Source organism: Streptomyces sp. NPDC053673 (assembly GCF_055585225.1).
In genome coordinates this window covers 47611-68228 of the sequence record NZ_JBVJKN010000019.1, presented here as the reverse complement: position 1 = coordinate 68228, position 20618 = coordinate 47611, and the positions used below count along the sequence as shown (strand labels likewise).

Sequence of the window (20618 nt, the reverse complement as noted above, 5' to 3'; positions counted from 1 at the left end):
TTCTTCGGACGGTACCCCAGCATTGTCACCCGTGACCGCCTTCCCATGCTCCAACGGCGGGAAGGCGGTACGGGTTCCCGTGCTTCTGCCGCCGTCGTCAGCCGCCGTAGACGTGCGGAGCGAGGGTGCCCACGAACGGGAGGTTCCGGTACTTCTCGGCGTAGTCGAGGCCGTATCCGACGACGAACTCGTTCGGGATGTCGAATCCGATCCACTTCACGTCGATCGCGACCTTCGCTGCGTCCGGCTTCCTCAGCAGCGTGCAGACCTCCAGGGAGGCCGGCTCGCGGGAGCCCAGGTTCGACAGCAGCCAGGACAGGGTCAGACCGGAGTCGATGATGTCCTCGACGATCAGGACGTGCTTGCCCTTGATGTCGGTGTCCAGGTCCTTGAGGATGCGGACCACTCCGGAGGACTGGGTGCCGGCGCCGTACGAGGACACCGCCATCCAGTCCATCGTGACGGGGGTGGACAGCGCACGCGCCAGGTCCGCCATCACCATCACGGCGCCCTTGAGGACTCCGACGATGAGCAGGTCCTTGCCCGCGTACTCCGCATCGATCTTCGCGGCCAGCTCGGCCAGCTTCGCGTCGATCTCTTCCTTGGTGATGAGGACCGATTTGAGATCGGCGCCCATGTCCTTCTCGTTCACCCGCGTCGCTTTCTGTCTCGGCGTCCCGGCGCTCGGCCCGCTGCCGGCTCAGCCTTGCCGAATGACCAGTCTGCCACCCTGGCGGCGCGCTTCGACCCGGCCGGGCAGGTTCAGGGGCTTCTGGCCGCGCCAGCCGATGATCAGCCGCTCGACCTCCTCGACATGCCGGGCGAAGAGTGAACCCGCAGGTGAACCGGCTGCGACCAGGGCCCGGCGGAGCACCCGACGACGGACCGCGGGAGGCAGTGCGTAGAGCTTCGCGCATTCGAGCAGACCGGTGTCGTCCCGGACGGTCTCGTCCGCCTGTGCGGCCCAGGCGTCCAGGGCGTCGGCGTCGTCGCGGGAGAGCTGGGCGGTCCGGGCCAGAGCCTCGACGACACCCTTGCCGAGCGCCTTCTCCAGGGCGGGCAGGCCCTCGTGGCGCAGTCGTGAGCGGGTGTACGCCGGGTCGGCGTTCATCGGGTCGTCCCAGACAGGCAGATGCTGCACCAGGCAGGCCTTGCGGGCGGTCTGCCGGTCGAGCTTGAGGAAGGGGCGGCGGTAGCGGCCGGCTCCGGAGACGGCGGCCATGCCGGAGAGCGAGCGGATGCCGGAGCCGCGGGCGAGGCCGAGGAGGACGGTCTCGGCCTGGTCGTCGCGGGTGTGGCCGAGCAGGACGGCGGCTGCACCATGGCGCTCGGCGGCTTCGTCGAGGGCGGCGTAGCGGGCGTCGCGGGCCGCGGCTTCGGGTCCGCCTTCGCGGCCGACGGTCACGGCGATGGCCTCGACGGGGTCGAGGCGCATGGCGGTGAGGCGGGCTGCGACTTCGGCGGCGCGGAGATCGGAACCGGCCTGCAGGCCGTGGTCGACGGTCACGGCGCCTGCGCGTACGGACAGCTTGGGGGCCTCGAAGGCGAGGGCGGAGGCGAGGGCCATGGAGTCGGCCCCGCCGGAACAGGCGACCAGCACGAGGGGCTGCCGGTCCGGGCTCTGCCCGGACCCGGACCGTCCGCCGGCGGCGGTGCGGGGGAGTTCGTTCAGTTCGTTGAGTACGTCGTGGAGTACGCGGCGGACCGCCAGGCGTATCGCCGCGACCGCAGGATGGGGACCCATGTCCGGTGCCCTTCGTGAAAAGTTTGGGGGGAGCCTCGATCGGAGTCGGGACGGGGGATTCGGTCACTCAGAGTGCGTCGATGGTGACAGAACCGGGCCGTTCCCCGAGCATTGCACGCCTACCCATCGCCTACGGTCCCTCGGATGGGTGATTAGGGGGGCGTCCCTCTGCCGTCGGCCGCAACGACGCTCACGGCTCTGCCCTACGGTGCACCCTCGCGACCCAGTCCGCCGGTTTGGCGATCTCCGCCTTGGTGGGAAGGGTGTTCGGCGATGTCCAGACCCGGTTGAAGCCGTCCATACCGACCTCCTCGACGACGGCCCGTACGAACTGCTCGCCGTCCCGGTACTGGCGCAGCTTGGCATCGAGGCCGAGCAGCCTGCGCAGCGCCAGGTCGAGGCGGGAGGCGCCGCGGGCGCGACGCTGCTGGAACTTCTCGCGGATCTCGCCGACGGACGGCACGACCTGAGGGCCCACGCCGTCCATCACGTAGTCCGCGTGACCTTCGAGCAGGGACATCACGGCGGTCAGCCGGCCGAGGATCTCGCGCTGCTCAGGAGTCTGCACCAGCTCGACGAGCGAGCGGCCCTCGTCCTGCTCACCCTCGGGACGGCCGCCGGCGAGGGTCTGGGCGGCCTCGCGCAGCCGCTCGAGGACGGTCATGGGGTCGACGTCGGTCTCGGCGAGGAATGACTGGATCTCGCCCTCCAGATGGTCGCGCAGCCAGGGCACGGCGGTGAACTGGGTGCGGTGCGTCTCCTCGTGGAGGCAGACCCAGAGCCTGAAGTCGTGCGGGGCGACGTCCATCTCGCGCTCGACGTGGACGATGTTGGGGGCGACCAGAAGGAGCCTGCCGCCGCTGCCCGGCGCGCCCGGAAGCTCACGGGTGGGCGGGGCGAAGGTCTCGTACTGGCCGAGGACGCGGGACGCCAGGAACGACAGCAGCATGCCCAGCTCGACGCCGGTCACCTTGCCGCCGACGGCACCGAGCACGGCTCCGCCGGGGCTGCCGGAGCGACGCTCCAGCATCTTGTCCAGGAGGGGCTTGAGCAGCTCGCGGAAGCCCGCCACGTTCGCCTTGACCCAGCCTGCCCGGTCGACGACGAGGACCGGCGTGTCCTCCGGCTCGTGCCCGTCGGGGATCATCCGGGTGAAGTCCCGGACGTGCTCCTCGGAGGCCTTGGCGTGCCGGCGCAGCTCGGCGACGACGGCACGTGCCTCGTCGCGGCTGACGTCCGGCCCCGGCCGTACGAGGCGGATCGCGGTTGCGACCGCGAGGTTCCAGTCGACCATCTCGGCACCACCGATGCTCGTCATGCGTCAACCGTACGTTGTCGACCCGGCACCCGGTGAGGTGTTGACCCGCGCCACGAGCCTCCGGCCGGGGTGCGCGGTATCCGGGGGCCTCCCGGATCCGGGCCTCCGGGGCCCCGGCGTCTCGGGGCCTCGGGGTCTCGCGGTCGCGGTGTCTTGGGGTCTTGGGCTCTCGCGGTCTCGGGGTCTCGGGGTCTCCGGGGTCTCGGGGTCTCGGGGTCTCGGGGTCTCGGGGTCTCGGGGCACGCTGAGGCGTCGGTCCCGAGGCCCGTCAGGGGACGAGGGCGGCCGCGAGGCGGTCCAGGGCCGGGCGGGCTGCTTCCGCGGACGGGGTGTCGCCGGCCAGGAAGGCGAAGGCGAGCAGTCGGCCGTCGGCGGAGACGACCGTTCCGGCGAGGGTGTCCACGCCGGAGAGGGTGCCGGTCTTGGCCCGTACGAGGCCGGCGGAACCCGCCGCGGAGCGCCCGCTGAGGGTGCCGGTGAAGCCGGCGACCGGGAGACCTGTGAGGACCGGGCGGAGCTGCGGGCGGGCGGGGTCGGCGGAGCGGGCGAGGAGGGTGGTGAGGAAGGCCGCGGAGACCTTGTCCGCACGGTTGAGCCCGCTGCCGTCGGCGAAACGGGCGCCGACCACGGGGAGTTCGAGCCGCTTGAGCCGTTCGGCGACGGCGGCCTCCGCCCCGGCGAAGCTCGCCGGGCGGCCCGCGGCGATCGCGGTCTGCCGGGCCAGGGCCTCGGCGATGTCGTTGTCGCTGTTGGTCAGCATCCGTTCGACGAGTGCGGACACCGGCGCGGAGTATGTCCTGGCCAGGGGGACGGCCTTGGCGGGGGCCTTGGCCGAGGCGGGGCCCGTCTCCGTGTTGACGCCGCGCTCGCTGAGCAGCCCGACGAACGCGACGGCGGCATCGAGCGCCGGGGCCTGGCTGCGGTCCGCGGTGCCGCTCGTCGAGTCGTCGAGCCGTCCCTCATTGAGCATCAGGGGGCTGACGGGGGCGATGTTGTCGTTGTTGCGGCCTATGGGGTGCACAGCGGGCCCCGTGTACAGCGAGGTGTCGTACGCCAGTCGAATCGTGCTCACGCCCCGGTCGCGCAGGGCACGCGCGGTGCCGTCGGCCAGAGCGCGCAGCCGGGGCATGTCGAGGGTCGGGTCGCCGCCGCCGACCAGCGTGATTCCACGGAAGTCCGGCGCGGCGACGACCGTGGTGGGGATGCGGTGGCCGGGACCGGTGGCGGAGAGCGCCGCGGCCGCCGTGGCGATCTTGACGGTCGAGGCCGGCGTCATGGGAGTGCTCGCGCCTCGCCCGTACAGCTGCTTGCCCGTGGCGACGTCGACGACCGAGGCGGTGCGGACGGGACCGAGCCCCGGGTCGTCCATCAGCGGGGCGAGGGCCTCGGCAACGGACGCGGGCGGGATCGCGGGGGCCGACGCCGCGGAGAGGACGCCGGGGGCGCTCGGCGCGGGCGCGGGCCCGGGGGCCTCGGCCGCGGTCCGTGCCCGCCCCGCCGGCTGGTGATGTGCGCCACCTGTACGGCTGAGCGCAGCGGCCCGCTCCCGCTCGGCCTTACGCTGACCGTTGTCCCAGGGGCCGGCCGCGGTCACCACTGCGGCCGCGACGGCCAGGCCGACCACGGCCGCACCTGCCGTGAGCTGCCATGTTCCTCTGTCGGGCACCCTTGACCAGCCCCTTTCGCGATCACACACCTGCGTAGGGGACACTTAATCACTGCGCATAGCCGCGTCACCGACATACGTGTTGATCATGGAGGAGTGCCACCCGTGGAGTTCGACGTCACCATCGAGATCCCGAAGGGGTCGCGGAACAAGTACGAGGTGGACCACGAGACCGGCCGGATCCGTCTGGACCGACGCCTCTTCACCTCGACCAGCTACCCCGCCGACTACGGCTTCGTCGAGAACACCCTGGGCGAGGACGGCGACCCGCTGGACGCCCTGGTCATCCTGGACGAGCCCACCTTCCCCGGTTGCCTGATCAAGTGCCGCGCCATCGGCATGTTCCGGATGACGGACGAGGCGGGCGGCGACGACAAGCTGCTGTGCGTCCCGGCTTCCGACCCGCGCGTGGAGCACCTGCGGGACATCCACCACGTGTCGGAGTTCGACCGCCTGGAGATCCAGCACTTCTTCGAGGTCTACAAGGACCTGGAGCCCGGCAAGTCGGTCGAGGGCGCCAACTGGGTCGGCCGGGCCGAGGCCGAGGCCGAGATCGAGGCCTCCTACAAGCGTCTTGAGGCGCAGGGCGGCGCGCACTGACGCGGCCCCTTTGACCTGACGGTCGGCCTGACGGGCGGTGCACCCCACACGGGGTGCACCGCCCGTCGCATACTGGCCGCACACGGGTGCGTCGGTGAGAGTCGGGAGAGAGCGCGGTGGTGGCGGAGCCGGAAGGTCCTGTGGAGGACCGGAAGCCGCAGTCGGACGAGGCGCGCAGCGCCTTCGTCCCGCCGGAGGGCGTGGAACAGCCCGGGCCGCCCGAGGAGGACCATCCGTCCTCGGAGTTCGCCGTCCCCGACGGCCTGTCGACGGAGCCCCTCGCCGAGCCCGAGGGTTCCGCGTTCGCGCCGCCGTCCACGTACCGCGCCCGGGAGTCGCCGCCCGTTTACACCCCGGCCCACGGCATGCCCGTGATCCAGCTGTCGAAGGACGCGCCGTGGCAGGACCGGATGCGCACGATGCTGCGGATCCCGGTGAGCGAGCGGCCGGTGCCGGAGCCGGTGCAGCGGCACGACGAGGCCGGGCCCGCCGTACCCCGGGTGCTCGACCTGACGCTGCGCATCGGCGAGCTGCTGCTGGCGGGCGGCGAGGGTGCCGAGGACGTCGAGGCGGCGATGCTCGCGATCACGAGCTCGTACGGGCTCGACCACTGCGAGCCCACGGTCACGTTCACGCTGCTGTCGATCACGTACCAGCCGTCGCTCGTCGACGACCCGGTGACGGCGAACCGGACGGTACGCCGCCGGGGCACCGACTACACCCGGCTGACGGCCGTCTACCAGCTTGTCGCCGACATCAGCGCCGAGGACCACGAGGTCAAGCTGGACGAGGCGTACCGGCGGCTCGCCGAGATCCGCCGTAACCGGCACCCGTACCCCGGCTGGGTGCTCACGCTCGCCGCGGGCATCCTGGCCGGCGCGGCGTCCGTGCTGGTGGGCGGCGGGGCGCTGGTGTTCCTGGCAGCGGCGGTCGGCGCGATGCTGGGCGACCGGCTGGCGTGGCTCTGCGCGGGGCGCGGGCTGCCGGAGTTCTACCAGTTCGTGGTGGCGGCGATGCCGCCCGCCGCGATAGGGGTGGCGCTCAGTGCGCTCCACGCGGACCTGAGGCCGTCCGCGGTGATCACGGGTGGGCTGTTCGCGCTGATCCCGGGGCGGGCGCTGGTGGCGGCCGTCCAGGACGGGCTGACGGGCTTCTACATCACGGCCTCGGCCCGGCTGTTGGAGGTCGCCTACTTCTTCGTGGCGATCGTCGTCGGGGTGCTCACGGTGCTGTACGTGGGCGTGCAGTTCGAGGCGAACCTCACTCCCGAGGGGGCGCTCAGCGTCGTCGAGCGGCCCGTGGTGCAGATCCTGGCGTCGATGGTGCTGTGCCTGACGTTCGCCGTACTACTGCAGCAGGACCGTTCCACCGTGCTGATCGCGGCGTTCAACGGCGGTGTCGCATGGGTCGTCTACGCGGCGATCGCGGTGACGGCGGGCGGGTCTTCGGTGCTGGCGACGGCCGTGGCGGCGGGTCTGGTGGGTCTGTTCGGGCAGCTCCTGGCGCGCTACCAGCACACCTCGTCACTGCCGTACGTGACGGCGGCGATCGGCCCGCTGCTGCCCGGTAGCGCCACGTACTTCGGGGTCCTGCACATCGCGCAGAACAACATGGACCAGGGCTTCGCCTCGCTGGCCAGGGCGGCGGCGCTGGCACTGGCCATCGCGATCGGGGTGAACCTGGGCGGTGAGATCGCCCGGATGTTCCTGCGCAGCCCGGCCGCCGCGGGCCGTCGCCGCGCGGCCAAGCGCACACGCGGCTTCTAGTGCCGCGACCGGCAATGTTTGCCCGTCGAGGAGCGTCGTCCGGTGCGTGCCATCGCAAGGCGGCCGGAAGTCCTTGTAGCGGAGCTACCAGGGCTTTTGGCCAACGCGGCGAGGGTGCGTGCAGGACGACGCGACAGGGCAAAGCTTGCAGGGAGGGGCACAACTAGTGCCGTGGCCGGGACCGGGACAGGACCTGGCGGCTTCAGCCTGCAGGCCCGGAAACGAACCGGGCCCGAAGAGAAGGGCGGGCCCCTCAGCGCTTGGCGTGACGGCCGCGCTGGGCTCCCTGGGGCTCGGCCGACGGGTCGGCCGCGGCTTCCTTCCTGCCCTTGGAGCGGGCGCGCAGGAACTCGATCGCGATCGGGACGACCGAGATGAGCACGATGGCGATGAGGATCGCCTCGATGTTCTTGTGGACGAACTCGACGTTGCCGAGCGCGGCGCCGAGGAGCGTGACTCCGGCGCCCCAGAGCACACCGCCGATGATGTTGAAGGTGAGGAACGAGCGGTAGTTCATCCGGCTCACACCGGCGATGATCGGCGTGAACGTACGGACGATCGGCACGAAGCGGGCGAGGACCAGCGACTTCGGGCCGTACTTCTCGAAGAACTCGTGCGCCTTCTCCACGTTCTCCTGCTTGAAGAGCTTGGAGTCCGGGCGCTTGAAGAGTGCGGGCCCGACCTTGCGGCCGAAGAGATAGCCGACCTGGTCGCCGATGATCGCGGCGAGCACGACGAGGGCGCAGACGATCCACAGCGGTACGTCGATCTTGTCCGCGGTCACCAGCAGACCCGTGGTGAACAGCAGCGAGTCGCCCGGCAGGAAGAACCCGATCAGCAGACCGGACTCGGCGAACACGATGACGAGTACGCCGATCAGGCCGAAGGTGGTGATCAGATAGTCCGGGTCCAGCCAGCTCGGTCCGAGCGCAAGGGTGTTCACGAGGTCCGGGCTCCTGTGTGATTGGTCGATCGACGTGGCGAGTGCCCAAAACTATCAACGCATCCAGGTGGTGGCGGGTTCCACCGGCCCTCTCCGGATGCGAGGTGAACGGACGGCCACAAAGCTGTGGCCATGAGTATTGAGGACTACGGCGGCGGGCAGGGCCCCCAGGCCGATGTGCTGGTCGTCACAACGAACGACGTCCCGGGCTTCCGGGTGGAGCAGGTGATCGGCGAGGTCTTCGGGCTGACGGTGCGTTCACGGCACTTGGGCAGCCAGATCGGCGCGGGCCTGAAGTCGATGATCGGCGGTGAGCTCAAGGGCCTGACGAAGACCCTCGTGCAGACCCGTAACCAGGCCATGGAACGCCTTGTCGAACAAGCACGCTCGCGGGGCGCGAACGCCGTGCTCATGTTCCGTTTCGATGTGACGGAGGCGGCGGACGTGGGCACGGAGGTGTGCGCCTACGGCACGGCCGTGGTGATCGCCAGGGCGTGACGGCGCCACCGGGACCAGCGGCGGTCCGCGGTCGGGCCGGGGTGCGCACAACGGCTCCGGTCCTCACGCCACGCAGGGCGCAAGCCCTTTGATTACGCGCTTTACGGGCGATTTGTGCCGTTATCGTGAGGCCCGTGACGACGACCGAGCACGCCCCGCCGGCCACCCCGGCGCGCGATCTGCTGCCGCTGATCCTCCCCGCAGTCGTCGTCGGAGTCGCCTCGAGCCTGATCCTGCTGGGCGTGACCGAGGTCTCGGACCAGCTCAAGGACGTCCTGTGGGAGGTTCTGCCCGACGCACTCGGCATCGGCCCCTATTCGGCGCTCTGGGTGATCGCCGTGCTGACGGCGACAGGCCTGGCCGTGGGGCTCGTGGTGTGGAAGGTGCCCGGGCACGCCGGGCCCGATCCGGCCACGATGGGGCTCGTCGACCCGCCGCTGCCGCCCGCGGTGTTGCCGAGCCTGCTGCTCGCCGCAGCGCTGGGGCTGGCCGGCGGCGTCAGCCTCGGGCCCGAGAACCCCATCACCGCCGCGAACATCGCGCTCGCCGCCTGGCTCGGCCGCAAGGCGATGCGGGGATCGAGCGCTGAGCTTTGGGCGGGCCTCGGCGCCGCGGGCACGATCGGGGCTCTCTTCGGTACGCCCGTGGCGGCCGCGCTCATCATCACCGAGAGCATGGCGTCGCGCCCGGCGCCCGGCGCGCTCTGGGACAAGCTGTTCGCCCCGCTCATCGCGGGCGGGGCCGGCTCGCTGACCACCGTACTGATCGCGCACCCGACGTTCGATCTCGCGCTGCCCGAGCTGCAGGGGTCGCGCTGGGGCGACGTGCCGGCGGCGATGGCGGTCTCCTCGCTGGGCGCCCTGGTCGGTATGGCGGCCGTGTGCGCGTTCCCGCGCGTCCATGCCGTGTTCCGGAAACTCCGGCATCCCGTACTGATGATCGGCGCGGGCGGACTGGTGCTCGGGCTGCTCGGGTCGCTGGGCGGGAGTCTGACGCTCTTCAAGGGCCTGGACGAGATGAAGGTGCTGGCCTCGGATCCCACGGGCTGGTCGTCCCGGCAGTTCGCGCTGATGGCGGTGGTCAAGCTGGCCGCGCTCACGGTCGCGGCGGCGTGCGGGTTCCGGGGCGGACGGATCTTTCCCTCGGTGTTCGTCGGGGTCGCGCTCGGGCTGGGCGTCAGCGCGCTCGTACCAGAGGTGCATCCGACGCTCGGCGTGGTCTGCGCGGTGCTCGGCGTCCTTTTGGCGGTCACCCGGCAGGGCTGGCTGAGCCTGTTCACCGCGGCGGTCCTCGCCGCCGACTCGCACGTTTTCCCGCTGCTGTGCGTCGCCGTGCTGCCCGCCTGGCTGCTGGTGACCGGACGGCCGCAGATGCAACTCCACGACGACGGAACATCCCTGCGTTGAAAGGCGACCGGACATGGCACTGCACAAGGGCGGAACAGACCGCGAGGAAAGCCCGGAGCGGCGCAGACTCTCGCTCAACCCGTTCTACGGGGAGGCCGATCCGACCGGGTCGATGACCTCGGCGCCGCCCAAGCATCAGCTTCCGGAAGGGCCGATGGCGCCCGCGACGGCATACCAGCTGGTCCATGACGAGCTGATGCTGGACGGCAACTCGCGCCTGAATCTGGCGACGTTCGTGACGACGTGGATGGAGCCGGAGGCCGGGGTGCTGATGGCAGAGTGCCGCGACAAGAACATGATCGACAAGGACGAGTACCCACGGACGGCCGAACTGGAGCGGCGGTGTGTGGCGATGCTCGCCGACCTCTGGCACGCGCCGGCCCCGGAGACGACGGTCGGCTGCTCGACGACCGGATCGAGCGAGGCGTGCATGCTCGCCGGGATGGCGCTGAAGCGCCGGTGGACGAAGCGCAACGCGGACCGGTATCCCGGCGCCCGGCCGAATCTCGTCATGGGCGTCAATGTGCAGGTCTGCTGGGAGAAGTTCTGCAACTTCTGGGAGGTGGAGCCGCGGCTGGTGCCGATGGAGGGCGACCGCTTCCACATCGACCCGCAGGCGGCGGCCGATCTGTGCGACGAGAACACGATCGGCGTGGTCGCGATCCTGGGCTCCACCTTCGACGGGTCGTACGAGCCCGTCGGGGAGGTCTGCGCGGCACTGGACGCACTGCAGGAACGCACGGGACTGGACATCCCGGTCCATGTGGACGGGGCGTCGGGGGCGATGGTGGCGCCCTTCGTGGACGAGGACCTGGTCTGGGACTTCCGGCTGCCGCGGGTCTCGTCGATCAACACCTCCGGGCACAAATACGGGCTGGTCTACCCGGGTGTGGGATGGGCGCTGTGGCGCTCGCCGGAGGACCTTCCCGAGGAACTGGTCTTCCGGGTCAACTACCTGGGCGGCGACATGCCGACGTTCGCGCTCAACTTCTCGCGGCCGGGAGCCCAGGTCGTGGCGCAGTACTACACGTTCCTGCGGCTCGGCCGCGAGGGGTACCGGGCCGTGCAGCAGACGGCCCGGGACGTCGCTCAACGCCTCGCGGATCACATCGGGACGATCGAGGAATTCCAACTGCTCACCCGTGGCGACGAGTTGCCGGTCTTCGCCGTCACCACGGCCCCGGACATCAAGAACTTCGACGTCTTCGACGTCTCGCGCCGGCTCCGGGAGAGCGGGTGGCTGGTGCCCGCCTACACCTTCCCGCCGAACCGCGAGGACCTGTCGGTGCTGCGCTTCGTGTGCCGCAACGGCTTCTCGGCGGACCTGTCGGCGCTGCTGATGGAGGACCTGACCCGGATCCTCCCCGACCTTCGCGCCCAGAGCGCTCCCCTCAGCAGGGACAAGTCGGCGGCGACGAGCTTCCACCACTGAGCGGGGCGGGGCCGGGGCCCCCGGCCCCGGAGAAGTCAGCGGCGGCAAACGCAATCCTGTCCAGCCCGCTGGTCGAACTTGATTACTCCTGATCGCCCTCGTGCGGGACGCCCGTCGCATAGGGGTTCACCTGCCCCTCCGCGAGCACCCCCACAAACGGCTCACCCTCGCCCGCGAAGGTGTACGCCCCACCCTCGATCCGCTCGATCAGACCGCGCGTCCATGCCGCCCCCGCGTCCGCCGAGTGGACCCACATGTTCATGATCTCGCCGATGTGGCCGAGCTGCCCGGGCCCGCCCTCGGGGGTGTAGTACTCGGTGACCGCCGCGCGCCACTCCTCGATCCCGCGCACCCGCTCCTGGAGCAGTTCCACGGCCTCGTGCCGCTCCAGGTCAACGATGAAGCCGACCCCCGCCGAGAGCACGTCCATCTTCTGGTCGTACGAGGTCAGCGCCTCGCGCAGGAGCGCGAAGAACTCCTTGGTACCGCTCTCGGTGATCTCGTACTCGGTGCGCGGTGGGCCGCCGACCGTGGACGGCGCGATCTCATGGGCGTGCAGCAGTCCCTGCTTCGCCATCTGCTTGAGCGCGTGATAGATCGAGCCGGGCTTGGCGTTCGACCATTCGTGCGCGCCCCAGTACTCCAGGTCGTTGCGGACCTGATAGCCGTGCGCCCGCCCGTGCTGTCGCACGGCCCCGAGGACCAGAAGCCGGATCGCTGACATGTGCGCGCACCCCTTCTATTCAACTTTGACTAGGGTACGCGCGCTAGGGAACCCACTTGTACTTGCCACCGCCGACCCATCTCACGTACGCGGGATCGTCCAGATCGACGTGCTCCAGTCCCGCGTCGTGCGCCAGCCTGATCACGTCCAGCATGTCGCGCGCCGTCCCCGCCGCGACCCCGTGGATCTCCACCATACGGAACGGCGGATCACCCGGGATGACACGGAGGACGACCACCGGGGCCACTGCTCCTTCTTCGCTCATGCTTCAAGCGTGGGGCAGGGCCAGGGCGCACGCATGAGGGAGGGGTACGGCGAGCGCCGTGTCCGGGCCCGCGCCACGGCCCGGGGTCGACGCCCCGGGACCATGCCGTTGTGCCGGAGCTAGTGCCGCGACCGGCAATGTTTGCCCGTCAAGGAGCATCGTCCGGTGCGTGCCATCGCAAGGCGGCCGGAAGTCCTTGTAGCGGAGCTACCAGGGCTTTTGGCCAACGCAGCGAGGGTGCGTGCCGGGCTGCGCGACAGGGCAAAGCTTGCCGGGAGGGGCACCAGGGCCTGTCGTTTGGATCAGGCCCTAGCCCCAGCTCTGGCCGCTCTCCAGCGCCACCAGCGCGAACGAGTTCTTCCCGTCCAGCGACTCGCGGACGATGTCCGCGTGGCCCGCGTGCCGGCCGATCTCCTCGACCAGATGCAGCATCAGCCAGCGCATGGACACCCGGCCCTCCTTCGGGAACCACGGCGCCTCGGGCAGCGGGAAGGTGTCGTCCAGGCTCGGCACGGAGCGGATGAACTCCTCGGTCTCCTTGGCCACACCGTCCCAGAAGGCCAGCGTGTCCGGGATCGTCTCTCCGTCGACGAGCCGGAAGCTGTCCCCCCAGGTCTCCTCGGTCCGCTGCCTCTCGTTCGGCCGCTGCTGCGCCATCCGCAGCCAGTTCAGCTCGGTCTCGGCGACATGCTTGAGCAGACCGGAGAGCGACAGCTCGCTGGCGCTGGGGCGGCTCGCCGCCTGCTCCTCGGTCAGACCGAACACGGACCGGCGGATCGCGCCGCGCTGCGCCTCCACAAAGCTGAGCAGCGCGCCGCGCTCGTCGCCCTGGGCCTCTGCGGGAACGTGAGTGACCATGATGTCCGCCTTCGCGTGGGAGCTGATGCGGCCGCTGCCGCGGCCGCCCTGACAACTCCCAAGTTACGGACCCTTGCGGTCAGCTTCTGTCCGCAAGTCTCCGCGGGGCGCGAATCTCAGAACGGGAAGACGGAACGTCCCCGCTGCACCGAGATCCACTTCTGGGTGGTGAACACCTCGACCATCGCCTCACCGTTCAGCCGCCCCAGGCCGGAGGCCTTTTCGCCGCCGAAGGGGACAATCGGCTCGTCGTGGACGGTCGAGTCGTTGATGTGGATCATTCCGGTGTGGATCCGCTGGGCGAGGGCCACCCCGCGCTCGATGTCCCCGGTGTGCACGGCCCCGCTGAGCCCGTACGGAGTGTCGTTGGCGATCCGGATCGCCTCCTCCTCGCCGTCGAACGGTACGAGGAGCACCACCGGGCCGAAGATCTCCTGCGACAGGACGGGCGAGTCGGCCGCCAGGCCGGTCAGCACGGACGGGGAGACCACATTGCCCTCGGTCCGGCCGCGCAGCAGGGCCGTCGCGCCCGCCTCGACGGACTGCTCGACCAGGTTCGACACCGCCTCGGCCTGCAGGGAGTTGATGAGGGGGCCGATGTGGGTCTGCGGGTCGGCGGGATCGCCGACCTTGAGCGTCTTGACCTTGGCGACCAGCTTCTCGGTGAACTCCTGCTCCACCTTGCGGTCGACCAGGATGCGGTTGGCCGCCATGCAGACCTGGCCCTGGTGCACGTAACGGCTGAAGACGGCCGCGTCGACGGCGTAGTCGATGTCGGCGTCGTCGAGCACGATGAAGGCGCTGTTGCCGCCGAGTTCGAGTACGGCGTGCTTGAAGTTCGCCGCGCAGACGGTCGCCACGTGGCGGCCCACCCGGTCGGAGCCTGTGAAGGAGATGACCTTCGGGACGGGGTGCTCTATCAGCGCGTCGCCGATCTCGGCTATGTCCGTGATCACGACATTCAGCAGTCCGGCGGGCAGGCCCGCGTCCTCGAACACCTTGGCCACCAGGGATCCGCCGCAGATCGGCGTGTTCTGGTGCGGCTTGAGGACCACGGCGTTGCCGAGAGCCAGCGCCGGCGCGACCGACTTGATCGACAGGAGGAAGGGGAAGTTGAACGGGCTGATGACGCCGACGACGCCGACGGGGAGCCGGTAGACGCGGTTCTCCTTGCCGTCGACCGGCGAGGGCAGGATGCGGCCCTCGGGGCGCAGCGACAGCTGGATCGCCTCGCGCAGGAACTCCTTGGCGAGGTGCAGTTCGAACCCCGCCTTCAGCCGGGTCCCGCCCAGCTCGGCGACGATCGCCTCGGAGATCTCCTCCTCGCGGTCCTCTATGACCCTCAGGGCGCGCTCGAAGACCCCACGGCGGGAGTACGGGTTGGTGGCCGCCCATTCCTTCTGCGCGCGCTCCGCGGCCCGGTAGGCCTGATCCACCTCGTGCGCCGTGGCGACGGTGATGGAGGCCAGCTTCTCCTCGTTGTACGGGTTGAAGTCGATGATGTCCCAGGAGCCGCTGCCCGGGCGCCATTCACCATCGATGTACTGGAGTGCCAGATCGCTGAAGAAGGAGGACATGAGATCCCTTACCGCCGCGGTAGCAGATGAAGATGCAGGTGCAGATGGAGATGCAGTTACCAGTTCGCCTGATGCCACGTCATCGTACTGGCCAGTCAGGTGAGTTGGAGGAGACCTCGGAGAAGGTCCCGGCTCTCGGCCGGACCCGGGCTGTCCTGCCGGAGGCGCTCCATCACCCGTTCGTACTGTGCGACCTCCTCGCGCTTGTCGAGGTACAGCGCGCTGGTCAGCTGCTCCAGATAGACGATGTCGGAGAGGTCCGACTCCGGGAAGCGCAGCATCGTGAAGGCCCCGGATTCACCCGCGTGGCCGCCGAAGCTGAAGGGCATGACCTGAAGGGTGATGTTCGACTGCTCGGAGACCTCGATCAGATGCCTCAGCTGGCCCTGCATCACGGCCCGGTCGCCGTAGGGACGGCGCAGGGCGGCCTCGTCCAGGACGGCATGGAAGCGGGGTGCGCGCTCGGAGACGAGTGCCTTCTGACGCTCCAGCCGCAGCGCGACCCGGCGGTCGATCTCGGCGCTCGGTGCGCCGGGCATACCGCGCGAGACGACCGCATGGGCGTACGCCTCGGTCTGCAGCAGGCCGTGGACGAACTGGACCTCGTAGATCCGGATGAGCGAGGCGGCGCCCTCCAGGCCGATGTACGTCTGGAACCAGCCGGGCAGCACATCGCCGTAGCTGTGCCACCAGCCCGCCACATTGGCCTCCTTGGCCAGGCCGAGCAGTGAGGCGCGCTCCGCCTCGTCGGTGACGCCGTAGAGCGTGAGGAGGTCCTCGACGTCCCTGGCCTTGAAGCTCACCCTTCCCAACTCCATGCGGCTGATCTTGGATTCGGATGCGCGGATCGAGTAGCCCGCGGCCTCGCGGGTGATGCCGCGCGACTCGCGAAGCCGCCTCAGCTGTGAACCAAGCAGGATGCGGCGCACCACAGACCCTCCGCCAGGACCATCGGCCCGGGGGTAGCCCCACGACTCCACTGCAGTCACGTCTCCAACCCTCCCCTTCGCCATCGCTGTCTCGGGGCACCCCCGAACCCCGAGCCCCGGATTCTGCCACCAAAACGCTTCAGCCCGTACTCATTCGATTACGGAAATGAGACGCCCTTGGGAAGGGGGCGAAAGAAGCGCAGGGAAGATATGAGCGTGAACCGGCACGGGTTCGGACAGGTCCGGCGCGTGCACGTGCATCTGCCCTTGCATCTGATGTACGCATTCGGAACCATGGACCCCGCGCACCTGCGTACTCGTTCGTGCTCGTTCGTGTTGTAGCGTCACAGCCGCGATTCCCGGGAGTGCCTCGCATGGGAACGAATGGATCGACCATGCTCGAGCCGTTACGGCAGGGGCTTCCGCCGATCGATCCCGCGACCGTCTCCAGCTCCGCCTCCTGTGCCCTTCCCGCCCGGTACGAAGCCGTGCGCGGCGCCCGGAAGTTCACGAGCAGAACACTCACCCAGTGGGAGCTGAACGAACGCTTCGACGATGTCGCTCTCGTCGTCTCCGAACTCGTCACCAACGCACTGCGGCACGCCCTGCCCTCGGATGCTCCGCGCGATCAGGAGCCGCCCGTGCGGCTGCATTTGATGCGCTGGACGAGTCGGCTGGTGTGCGCGGTGCGCGACCCCAGCGGGGAAAGCCCCGTCGCGGGCGAGGCGGAGGACTCCGCCGAATGCGGCCGGGGACTTTTTCTGGTCGATTCCTTCAGTGACAGCTGGGGCTGGCACCCGCTGGCCGGGCCACTGACCGGAAAGGTCGTCTGGGCACTGTTCCGCCTGTCCGCGGAGTGAGCGGCCCGCCCCCTGAGGGGCCGGCCGCCTAGGCCCTGTCCGGGCGGACAGGACCTAGCCGACGAGGTGGTCGAACTCCCCGTCCTTCACTCCCAGCAACAGGGCCTCTATCTCGGCCGGCGTATAAACGAGCGCCGGCCCTTCCGGGAAGTTCGAGTTGCGTACCGCGACGTTCCCGCCGGGCAGTTTCGCGAACTCCACGCAGGACCCCTGGGAGTTGCTGTGCCTGCTCTTCTGCCAGACGACTCCGTGAAGCTCTGTGGCCGCCATGCCGTTGTACACGTCGTGCACAGGACGCTCCCCGAGTTACAAGGTGCAGGTGTCAACTGTCTCGGATCATAGCTCTGTTCATATGCAGATGCATGAGCAGATGCACGTGCACGCGGGGTGGTCCCTCGGTTACAGCCCGGTCTGGACCTTCTTCAGGACCTCCTCGAGCGCCGCCATCACAGGGCCACGCCAGCCGCCGCCCATGATCTGCCGTGCCCTCATCTGTGCAGGGTCGTCCGGGTCGAATCCCTCGTGTACGAGGAAGAGACGCGTTCCACGTCCTTCCGGCTCCAAGGTCCAGGTGATTGTCCAGTCCGCAGTGTTCTGTCCGGTGCTCGGCCCGGTGCTCGGTCCGGTGCTCGGTCCAGTGGCCCGCCCGGCAGCCTGTCCGGTGGTCTGTCCGCTTTCACCCCCTGCGTCACGCCCGCCCTGCTGGTCGACCCATCGGATGCGGAGCATCCGCTCCCTCTCGAACGCCAGCACTTCGGCCTCGACCAGGCCGGAGAACCTGGTGCCGGGCCGCGGCAGCGTCCGCATCGTGTAGCGGTGGCCCACCTCGAGCCGGAAGTCCCCTGGCATCAGCCACTGCGCGATGAGCTCGGGTTCCGTCAGCGCACGCCAGACCTTGGCGGGCGGATGCGGCAGATACTGATCGACCCGGATGGTGGTGAGGTCTTCGTCACGGTCGGAGCTCATGACTCATCGTCAGACATACGGTCCAGCAGATCACCGAGCCCCTTGAGCCGGTCGCGCCAGAACCGCTCGTACGGATGGAGCCAGTCGTGTACGTCGGCGAGCGGGGCGGCTTCGAGGCGATAGATACGCTGTCTGCCGGAGCGCTCCTCGGACACGAGTCCAGCCTCCCGGAGCACCTTGAGGTGCTCCGAGAGGCTCGGTCGGCGCATGTCGAAGTGGTCGGCCAGGGCCTGGACGGGCTGGGGCCCGTCCTCGCGCAGCAGTCGCAGCACTTCGCGCCGGGTGGTGTTCGCGAGTGCGGCGAAGAGCCGGTCCTCGCGGACACCGGTCGCAGTCATCGGTTCAGGCTCCCTCCGCCTCACCGTTCTCCGTCAGCAGCATCAGACCATTGCCGTCGGGGTCGGCGAAGCCGGCCATCCGCCCCCAGGGGAGGTCGTCGGGCCCGTCCACCGCGACCCCGGCCGCGGCGAGCTTTGCGCAATCGGCGTCGACATCGGTCGTGACCAACATGATCCCCCGCGCGGAACCGGGCACGAAACCGCCCATGCCGGGCCCGGAGAGCGTGAAGACGGTCTGGGCACCCTTGGGTGCGACCTGCAGCCACCGCCCGGGCGGCATCCGGAGGTCGGCGGTGACCTCGAAACCGAGGACGTCGGTGTAGAAGGCGAGCGCCCGGTCCTGGTCGGAGACGGGGAGTGTGACGAAAGAGGCGTGGGTGATGTTCATGCCCCCAACGGTAGGTAGGGATTTCCCTACGCGTCAAGCGTAGGGAAATCCCTACCTGTTTGGCCGTCGCGTCAGCGTGACGACGACCCGTACGGCAGCAACGCCATCTCCCGCGCGTTCTTGATCGCGCGGGACAGGTGACGCTGCTGCTGGGCCGTCACGCGCGTGACCCTGCGGCTGCGGATCTTGCCGCGGTCGGAGATGAACTTCCGGAGCAGGTCCGTGTCCCCGGCTTCGGCAACACGATCAGCCACTCCCCGGCGACCGCGCGGGACGCCCCTTGAGCCCGTTGGGAGCACACCCCGAGGCGAAGCTCCGGAGGAGGAGGTCGAGGACGGACACCCCGGTCGACGGGACGGCAGCGGGGCGGTTCACAACCTCCGGCAAGGGCGCGGCGCACGTCGCAGCGCGGCGGTGGGCTACTCCGGGAGTTCGCCGCGCCGACCGCGCGGGGGCATACGGGCCGCCTCGGCCGCGTTCGTGCCGTCGTGCCAGCCCGCCGCGTCCGTGGCGCCACGCACGCGTGTCCTGACCGTTTCCGGGAAGAGCCGGTCCGCGTGGTCCGTGACGGCGACGTCCCGGGCGGCAAGCACCGGGAGGAGGTCGCCACCGCCGGCCGCCTCCTGCGCAGCGTGGGAGGTCGCCGCGGCGAGGCGGTCACCGATGCGGTGGGCGTACGCCAGGAGGAAGGACTGGCGGAAGGTCTTGGTCCGTTTGCGGCCGCCCGCCCGCTGGGACGCCTCCGCGCGGGTCATCGCCGCCGTGCCCTGCACCAGGAGCGACGTGTACAGCAACTCGACCGCGTCCAGGTCGGGTTCGAAACCGACCACCGTGGAGAAGCCGAGGCCGCTGTTCCAGACCGCGCGGCAGCGGTTCGCCGAGGCGACGGCGTCGAGCAGGATCGCCTTGGCCGTCTCGTAGGGCGCGTCCACACCGATGCGGCAGGCTCCGGGCACGTCCGCGCGGTGGGTGCGGGCCGCGAGTACCGCCTCGTCGATGCTGTACCGCGCCATCAGCTCCTGCGCCTTCGCGGTGAGCGCCTCCGCCTCCTCCGGGAAGCCCGTGGCCTCCGCCTTGGCGAGGAGGCCACGGATCCGGGTCAGCATGCGCGGCTCGTCGTGCGGTGCGGCGGGCGGCAGGTGCGCCGGGGCGCCCGGCACCGGTCCCACCGGCTCGATCGCGGGCAGCCGTACGAGCAGCCGGAACAGTTCCAGCACCGCTGTCGCGTACGAGAACCGGTCCGCGGACCGCTTCTCGTACCCGGCGGGGAGGTCGGCCAGCTGCGCGGCCCACCTCGGCGGCAGATCCTTCCGGTACCGCCGGGTCTCGCCGGCGATCAGCCCGGCGACGAGACGGACGTGCGCGTCGTCGAGGTCGCGGCGGACGATCCGTACGACATCGGCGGGCTGCCAGCCGCGCTCCCAGGCCCGGCGCACGAAGTCCTCGCCGCGCCGGACCAGCTCCGCGTCCGCCCCGGGATCCGCGGCGAGCAGCGACGCCCCCGTGTCGAGCGCGTCGTCGTCATCCGCGTACAGCGCCCCGCCCAGCGCCCGCTCCACCACATCCACGCCGATGGAGCCTACGTGAGCGCCGCCGTCATGCGCTCTTCGGCCGACCCGACCGGCTTCGGCCGACCCGGCCCGCTTCGGCCGGCTCAACCGGGCCCTGCGACCGGGCTGCCCCGGCCGCCTTCCACAGCCTGTGGATATCGAATCTCCGGACGAGGCCCCGTCTCCTCGACGGGAAACGTACGGTGGCGCCCATGGGTGAGAACAAGCAGCGCATGCTGGCCGGGGAGTGGTACCTCCCCGACGACCCCGAGCTGGCCGCCGACATCGAGCGGCGCTTCGCGCTCTGCGCGGCGTACAACGCGAACGGCGGCGCCGCGCCCGCCGAGCGGGCCGGGATCCTGGCCGAACTCCTCGGCCGGGTGGGCGCGGACGTCCGCATCCGCCCGCCGTTCCAATGCGACTACGGGCGCTACATCAGCATCGGTACGGGTACGTTCATCAACTTCGGCGCGGTCCTCCTCGACGCCGCACCCATCACCATCGGCGCGCATGTCCAGATCGGGCCGAATGTCCAACTGCTCACCCCCACCCATGAGCTGGACGCGGAGCGCCGCCGAGAGGGCTGGGAGAAGGCCGAGCCGATCACGATCGGCGACAACGTCTGGCTCGGCGGCGGCGTCATCGTCTGCCCCGGAGTGACGATCGGCGAGAACACGGTGGTGGGGGCGGGCGCCGTGGTCACCAAGGATCTGCCGGCGGGCGTACTGGCGGTGGGCAACCCGGCCCGGGTCGTACGGTCGCTCTCGTGATCGGCGTTTGATGGTCAGGA

At 70.0% G+C, this 20618-nt stretch carries 23 protein-coding genes; 7 read left to right on the top strand and 16 right to left on the bottom strand.

Annotation, left to right across the window (positions count from 1 at the left end; genetic code table 11):
* Positions 1 to 97: 97 nt before the first annotated feature.
* From hpt to dacB, 4 genes are all read right to left on the bottom strand, one after another.
* Positions 98 to 637 (bottom strand): hypoxanthine phosphoribosyltransferase, encoded by a 540-nt coding sequence (gene hpt / locus ACZ6ZQ_RS25080; protein ID WP_093660903.1) that lies wholly within the window; start codon positions 635 to 637, stop codon positions 98 to 100.
* 63 nt (positions 638 to 700) lie between these two features.
* On the bottom strand, positions 701 to 1744 hold the full coding sequence (gene tilS, locus ACZ6ZQ_RS25075) for a tRNA lysidine(34) synthetase TilS (RefSeq protein ID WP_469770745.1): 1044 nt from the start codon (positions 1742 to 1744) through the stop codon (positions 701 to 703).
* A gap of 190 nt (positions 1745 to 1934) precedes the next feature.
* Complete coding sequence (locus ACZ6ZQ_RS25070; RefSeq protein ID WP_469770744.1) at positions 1935 to 3062, bottom strand: zinc-dependent metalloprotease; 1128 nt, start codon at positions 3060 to 3062, stop codon at positions 1935 to 1937.
* Between the two features lie 268 nt (positions 3063 to 3330).
* Positions 3331 to 4728, bottom strand: coding sequence for a D-alanyl-D-alanine carboxypeptidase/D-alanyl-D-alanine endopeptidase (gene dacB, locus ACZ6ZQ_RS25065; RefSeq protein WP_469770743.1), 1398 nt, complete (start codon positions 4726 to 4728; stop codon positions 3331 to 3333).
* Between the two features lie 105 nt (positions 4729 to 4833).
* Between dacB and ACZ6ZQ_RS25060 the strand changes: the two genes are divergently transcribed.
* Together ACZ6ZQ_RS25060 and ACZ6ZQ_RS25055 are read left to right on the top strand one after the other, a co-directional pair.
* On the top strand, positions 4834 to 5328 hold the full coding sequence (locus ACZ6ZQ_RS25060) for an inorganic diphosphatase (protein WP_019888410.1): 495 nt from the start codon (positions 4834 to 4836) through the stop codon (positions 5326 to 5328).
* A 116-nt stretch (positions 5329 to 5444) separates the two neighbouring features.
* Positions 5445 to 7094: a threonine/serine exporter family protein gene (locus ACZ6ZQ_RS25055; RefSeq protein ID WP_469770742.1), complete on the top strand. Its 1650-nt coding sequence runs from the start codon at positions 5445 to 5447 to the stop codon at positions 7092 to 7094.
* A 253-nt stretch (positions 7095 to 7347) separates the two neighbouring features.
* Here ACZ6ZQ_RS25055 and ACZ6ZQ_RS25050 read toward each other — a convergent pair whose 3' ends face one another.
* Positions 7348 to 8037 carry a DedA family protein gene (locus ACZ6ZQ_RS25050; RefSeq protein ID WP_469770741.1) on the bottom strand — a complete coding sequence of 230 codons (690 nt, stop codon included), beginning with the start codon at positions 8035 to 8037 and terminating at the stop codon, positions 7348 to 7350.
* A gap of 132 nt (positions 8038 to 8169) precedes the next feature.
* Here ACZ6ZQ_RS25050 and ACZ6ZQ_RS25045 point away from each other — a divergent pair, with 132 nt between their 5' ends.
* From ACZ6ZQ_RS25045 to ACZ6ZQ_RS25035, 3 genes are all read left to right on the top strand, one after another.
* Positions 8170 to 8535 (top strand): YbjQ family protein, encoded by a 366-nt coding sequence (locus ACZ6ZQ_RS25045; protein WP_469770740.1) that lies wholly within the window; start codon positions 8170 to 8172, stop codon positions 8533 to 8535.
* 134 nt (positions 8536 to 8669) lie between these two features.
* Positions 8670 to 9941: an ion channel protein gene (locus ACZ6ZQ_RS25040; protein ID WP_469770739.1), complete on the top strand. Its 1272-nt coding sequence runs from the start codon at positions 8670 to 8672 to the stop codon at positions 9939 to 9941.
* Positions 9942 to 9954: 13 nt separating this feature from the next.
* Positions 9955 to 11373, top strand: a complete 1419-nt coding sequence (locus ACZ6ZQ_RS25035) for a glutamate decarboxylase (protein ID WP_469770738.1) — start codon at positions 9955 to 9957, stop codon at positions 11371 to 11373.
* An 82-nt stretch (positions 11374 to 11455) separates the two neighbouring features.
* Here the strand turns inward: ACZ6ZQ_RS25035 and ACZ6ZQ_RS25030 are convergent, their stop codons facing one another.
* From ACZ6ZQ_RS25030 to ACZ6ZQ_RS25010, 5 genes are all read right to left on the bottom strand, one after another.
* Positions 11456 to 12097 carry a PadR family transcriptional regulator gene (locus tag ACZ6ZQ_RS25030; RefSeq protein WP_469770737.1) on the bottom strand — a complete coding sequence of 214 codons (642 nt, stop codon included), beginning with the start codon at positions 12095 to 12097 and terminating at the stop codon, positions 11456 to 11458.
* A gap of 43 nt (positions 12098 to 12140) precedes the next feature.
* Complete coding sequence (locus ACZ6ZQ_RS25025; RefSeq protein WP_469770736.1) at positions 12141 to 12362, bottom strand: hypothetical protein; 222 nt, start codon at positions 12360 to 12362, stop codon at positions 12141 to 12143.
* A 309-nt stretch (positions 12363 to 12671) separates the two neighbouring features.
* A complete protein-coding gene (locus ACZ6ZQ_RS25020) occupies positions 12672 to 13220 on the bottom strand; it encodes a DinB family protein (protein WP_469770735.1) in 549 nt (182 codons plus the stop codon).
* A gap of 116 nt (positions 13221 to 13336) precedes the next feature.
* Positions 13337 to 14797 carry an aldehyde dehydrogenase family protein gene (locus tag ACZ6ZQ_RS25015; RefSeq protein WP_469770734.1) on the bottom strand — a complete coding sequence of 487 codons (1461 nt, stop codon included), beginning with the start codon at positions 14795 to 14797 and terminating at the stop codon, positions 13337 to 13339.
* Positions 14798 to 14892: 95 nt separating this feature from the next.
* The gene (locus ACZ6ZQ_RS25010; RefSeq protein WP_469770810.1) at positions 14893 to 15726 is read right to left on the bottom strand and encodes a helix-turn-helix domain-containing protein; all 834 of its coding nucleotides are present in this window, start codon (positions 15724 to 15726) and stop codon (positions 14893 to 14895) included.
* A gap of 374 nt (positions 15727 to 16100) precedes the next feature.
* Here ACZ6ZQ_RS25010 and ACZ6ZQ_RS25005 point away from each other — a divergent pair, with 374 nt between their 5' ends.
* Positions 16101 to 16586, top strand: coding sequence for an ATP-binding protein (locus tag ACZ6ZQ_RS25005; RefSeq protein ID WP_469770733.1), 486 nt, complete (start codon positions 16101 to 16103; stop codon positions 16584 to 16586).
* 54 nt (positions 16587 to 16640) lie between these two features.
* Here ACZ6ZQ_RS25005 and ACZ6ZQ_RS25000 read toward each other — a convergent pair whose 3' ends face one another.
* The 6 genes from ACZ6ZQ_RS25000 to ACZ6ZQ_RS24975 form a co-directional block, all read right to left on the bottom strand.
* Positions 16641 to 16877 carry a DUF397 domain-containing protein gene (locus tag ACZ6ZQ_RS25000; protein WP_453657425.1) on the bottom strand — a complete coding sequence of 79 codons (237 nt, stop codon included), beginning with the start codon at positions 16875 to 16877 and terminating at the stop codon, positions 16641 to 16643.
* A gap of 108 nt (positions 16878 to 16985) precedes the next feature.
* On the bottom strand, positions 16986 to 17552 hold the full coding sequence (locus ACZ6ZQ_RS24995; RefSeq protein ID WP_469770732.1) for an SRPBCC family protein: 567 nt from the start codon (positions 17550 to 17552) through the stop codon (positions 16986 to 16988).
* Positions 17549 to 17890 (bottom strand): ArsR/SmtB family transcription factor, encoded by a 342-nt coding sequence (locus ACZ6ZQ_RS24990; RefSeq protein ID WP_469770731.1) that lies wholly within the window; start codon positions 17888 to 17890, stop codon positions 17549 to 17551. The genes ACZ6ZQ_RS24995 and ACZ6ZQ_RS24990 overlap by 4 nt, the downstream gene beginning before the upstream one ends.
* Before the next feature lie 4 nt (positions 17891 to 17894).
* Positions 17895 to 18278, bottom strand: a complete 384-nt coding sequence (locus ACZ6ZQ_RS24985; RefSeq protein ID WP_469770730.1) for a VOC family protein — start codon at positions 18276 to 18278, stop codon at positions 17895 to 17897.
* A 71-nt stretch (positions 18279 to 18349) separates the two neighbouring features.
* On the bottom strand, positions 18350 to 18532 hold the full coding sequence (gene rpsR, locus ACZ6ZQ_RS24980; RefSeq protein WP_469770729.1) for a 30S ribosomal protein S18: 183 nt from the start codon (positions 18530 to 18532) through the stop codon (positions 18350 to 18352).
* A gap of 165 nt (positions 18533 to 18697) precedes the next feature.
* Complete coding sequence (locus tag ACZ6ZQ_RS24975; protein ID WP_469770809.1) at positions 18698 to 19837, bottom strand: DUF2786 domain-containing protein; 1140 nt, start codon at positions 19835 to 19837, stop codon at positions 18698 to 18700.
* Positions 19838 to 20040: 203 nt separating this feature from the next.
* Here ACZ6ZQ_RS24975 and ACZ6ZQ_RS24970 point away from each other — a divergent pair, with 203 nt between their 5' ends.
* Positions 20041 to 20598, top strand: a complete 558-nt coding sequence (locus ACZ6ZQ_RS24970) for a sugar O-acetyltransferase (protein WP_469770728.1) — start codon at positions 20041 to 20043, stop codon at positions 20596 to 20598.
* Positions 20599 to 20618 lie beyond the last annotated feature (20 nt).

What these genes read in the sequence shown, in the direction of transcription:
- hpt (WP_093660903.1), bottom strand. Translation starts at nt 637, where the DNA reads ATGGGCGCCGATCTCAAATCGGTCCTCATCACCAAGGAAGAGATCGAC.
- tilS (WP_469770745.1), bottom strand. Translation starts at nt 1,744, where the DNA reads ATGGGTCCCCATCCTGCGGTCGCGGCGATACGCCTGGCGGTCCGCCGC.
- ACZ6ZQ_RS25070 (WP_469770744.1), bottom strand. Translation starts at nt 3,062, where the DNA reads ATGACGAGCATCGGTGGTGCCGAGATGGTCGACTGGAACCTCGCGGTC.
- ACZ6ZQ_RS25045 (WP_469770740.1), top strand. Translation starts at nt 8,170, where the DNA reads ATGAGTATTGAGGACTACGGCGGCGGGCAGGGCCCCCAGGCCGATGTG.
- ACZ6ZQ_RS25035 (WP_469770738.1), top strand. Translation starts at nt 9,955, where the DNA reads ATGGCACTGCACAAGGGCGGAACAGACCGCGAGGAAAGCCCGGAGCGG.
- ACZ6ZQ_RS25030 (WP_469770737.1), bottom strand. Translation starts at nt 12,097, where the DNA reads ATGTCAGCGATCCGGCTTCTGGTCCTCGGGGCCGTGCGACAGCACGGG.
- ACZ6ZQ_RS25025 (WP_469770736.1), bottom strand. Translation starts at nt 12,362, where the DNA reads ATGAGCGAAGAAGGAGCAGTGGCCCCGGTGGTCGTCCTCCGTGTCATC.
- ACZ6ZQ_RS25020 (WP_469770735.1), bottom strand. Translation starts at nt 13,220, where the DNA reads ATGGTCACTCACGTTCCCGCAGAGGCCCAGGGCGACGAGCGCGGCGCG.
- ACZ6ZQ_RS25015 (WP_469770734.1), bottom strand. Translation starts at nt 14,797, where the DNA reads ATGTCCTCCTTCTTCAGCGATCTGGCACTCCAGTACATCGATGGTGAA.
- ACZ6ZQ_RS25005 (WP_469770733.1), top strand. Translation starts at nt 16,101, where the DNA reads ATGGGAACGAATGGATCGACCATGCTCGAGCCGTTACGGCAGGGGCTT.
- ACZ6ZQ_RS24995 (WP_469770732.1), bottom strand. Translation starts at nt 17,552, where the DNA reads ATGAGCTCCGACCGTGACGAAGACCTCACCACCATCCGGGTCGATCAG.
- ACZ6ZQ_RS24990 (WP_469770731.1), bottom strand. Translation starts at nt 17,890, where the DNA reads ATGACTGCGACCGGTGTCCGCGAGGACCGGCTCTTCGCCGCACTCGCG.
- ACZ6ZQ_RS24985 (WP_469770730.1), bottom strand. Translation starts at nt 18,278, where the DNA reads ATGAACATCACCCACGCCTCTTTCGTCACACTCCCCGTCTCCGACCAG.
- ACZ6ZQ_RS24970 (WP_469770728.1), top strand. Translation starts at nt 20,041, where the DNA reads ATGGGTGAGAACAAGCAGCGCATGCTGGCCGGGGAGTGGTACCTCCCC.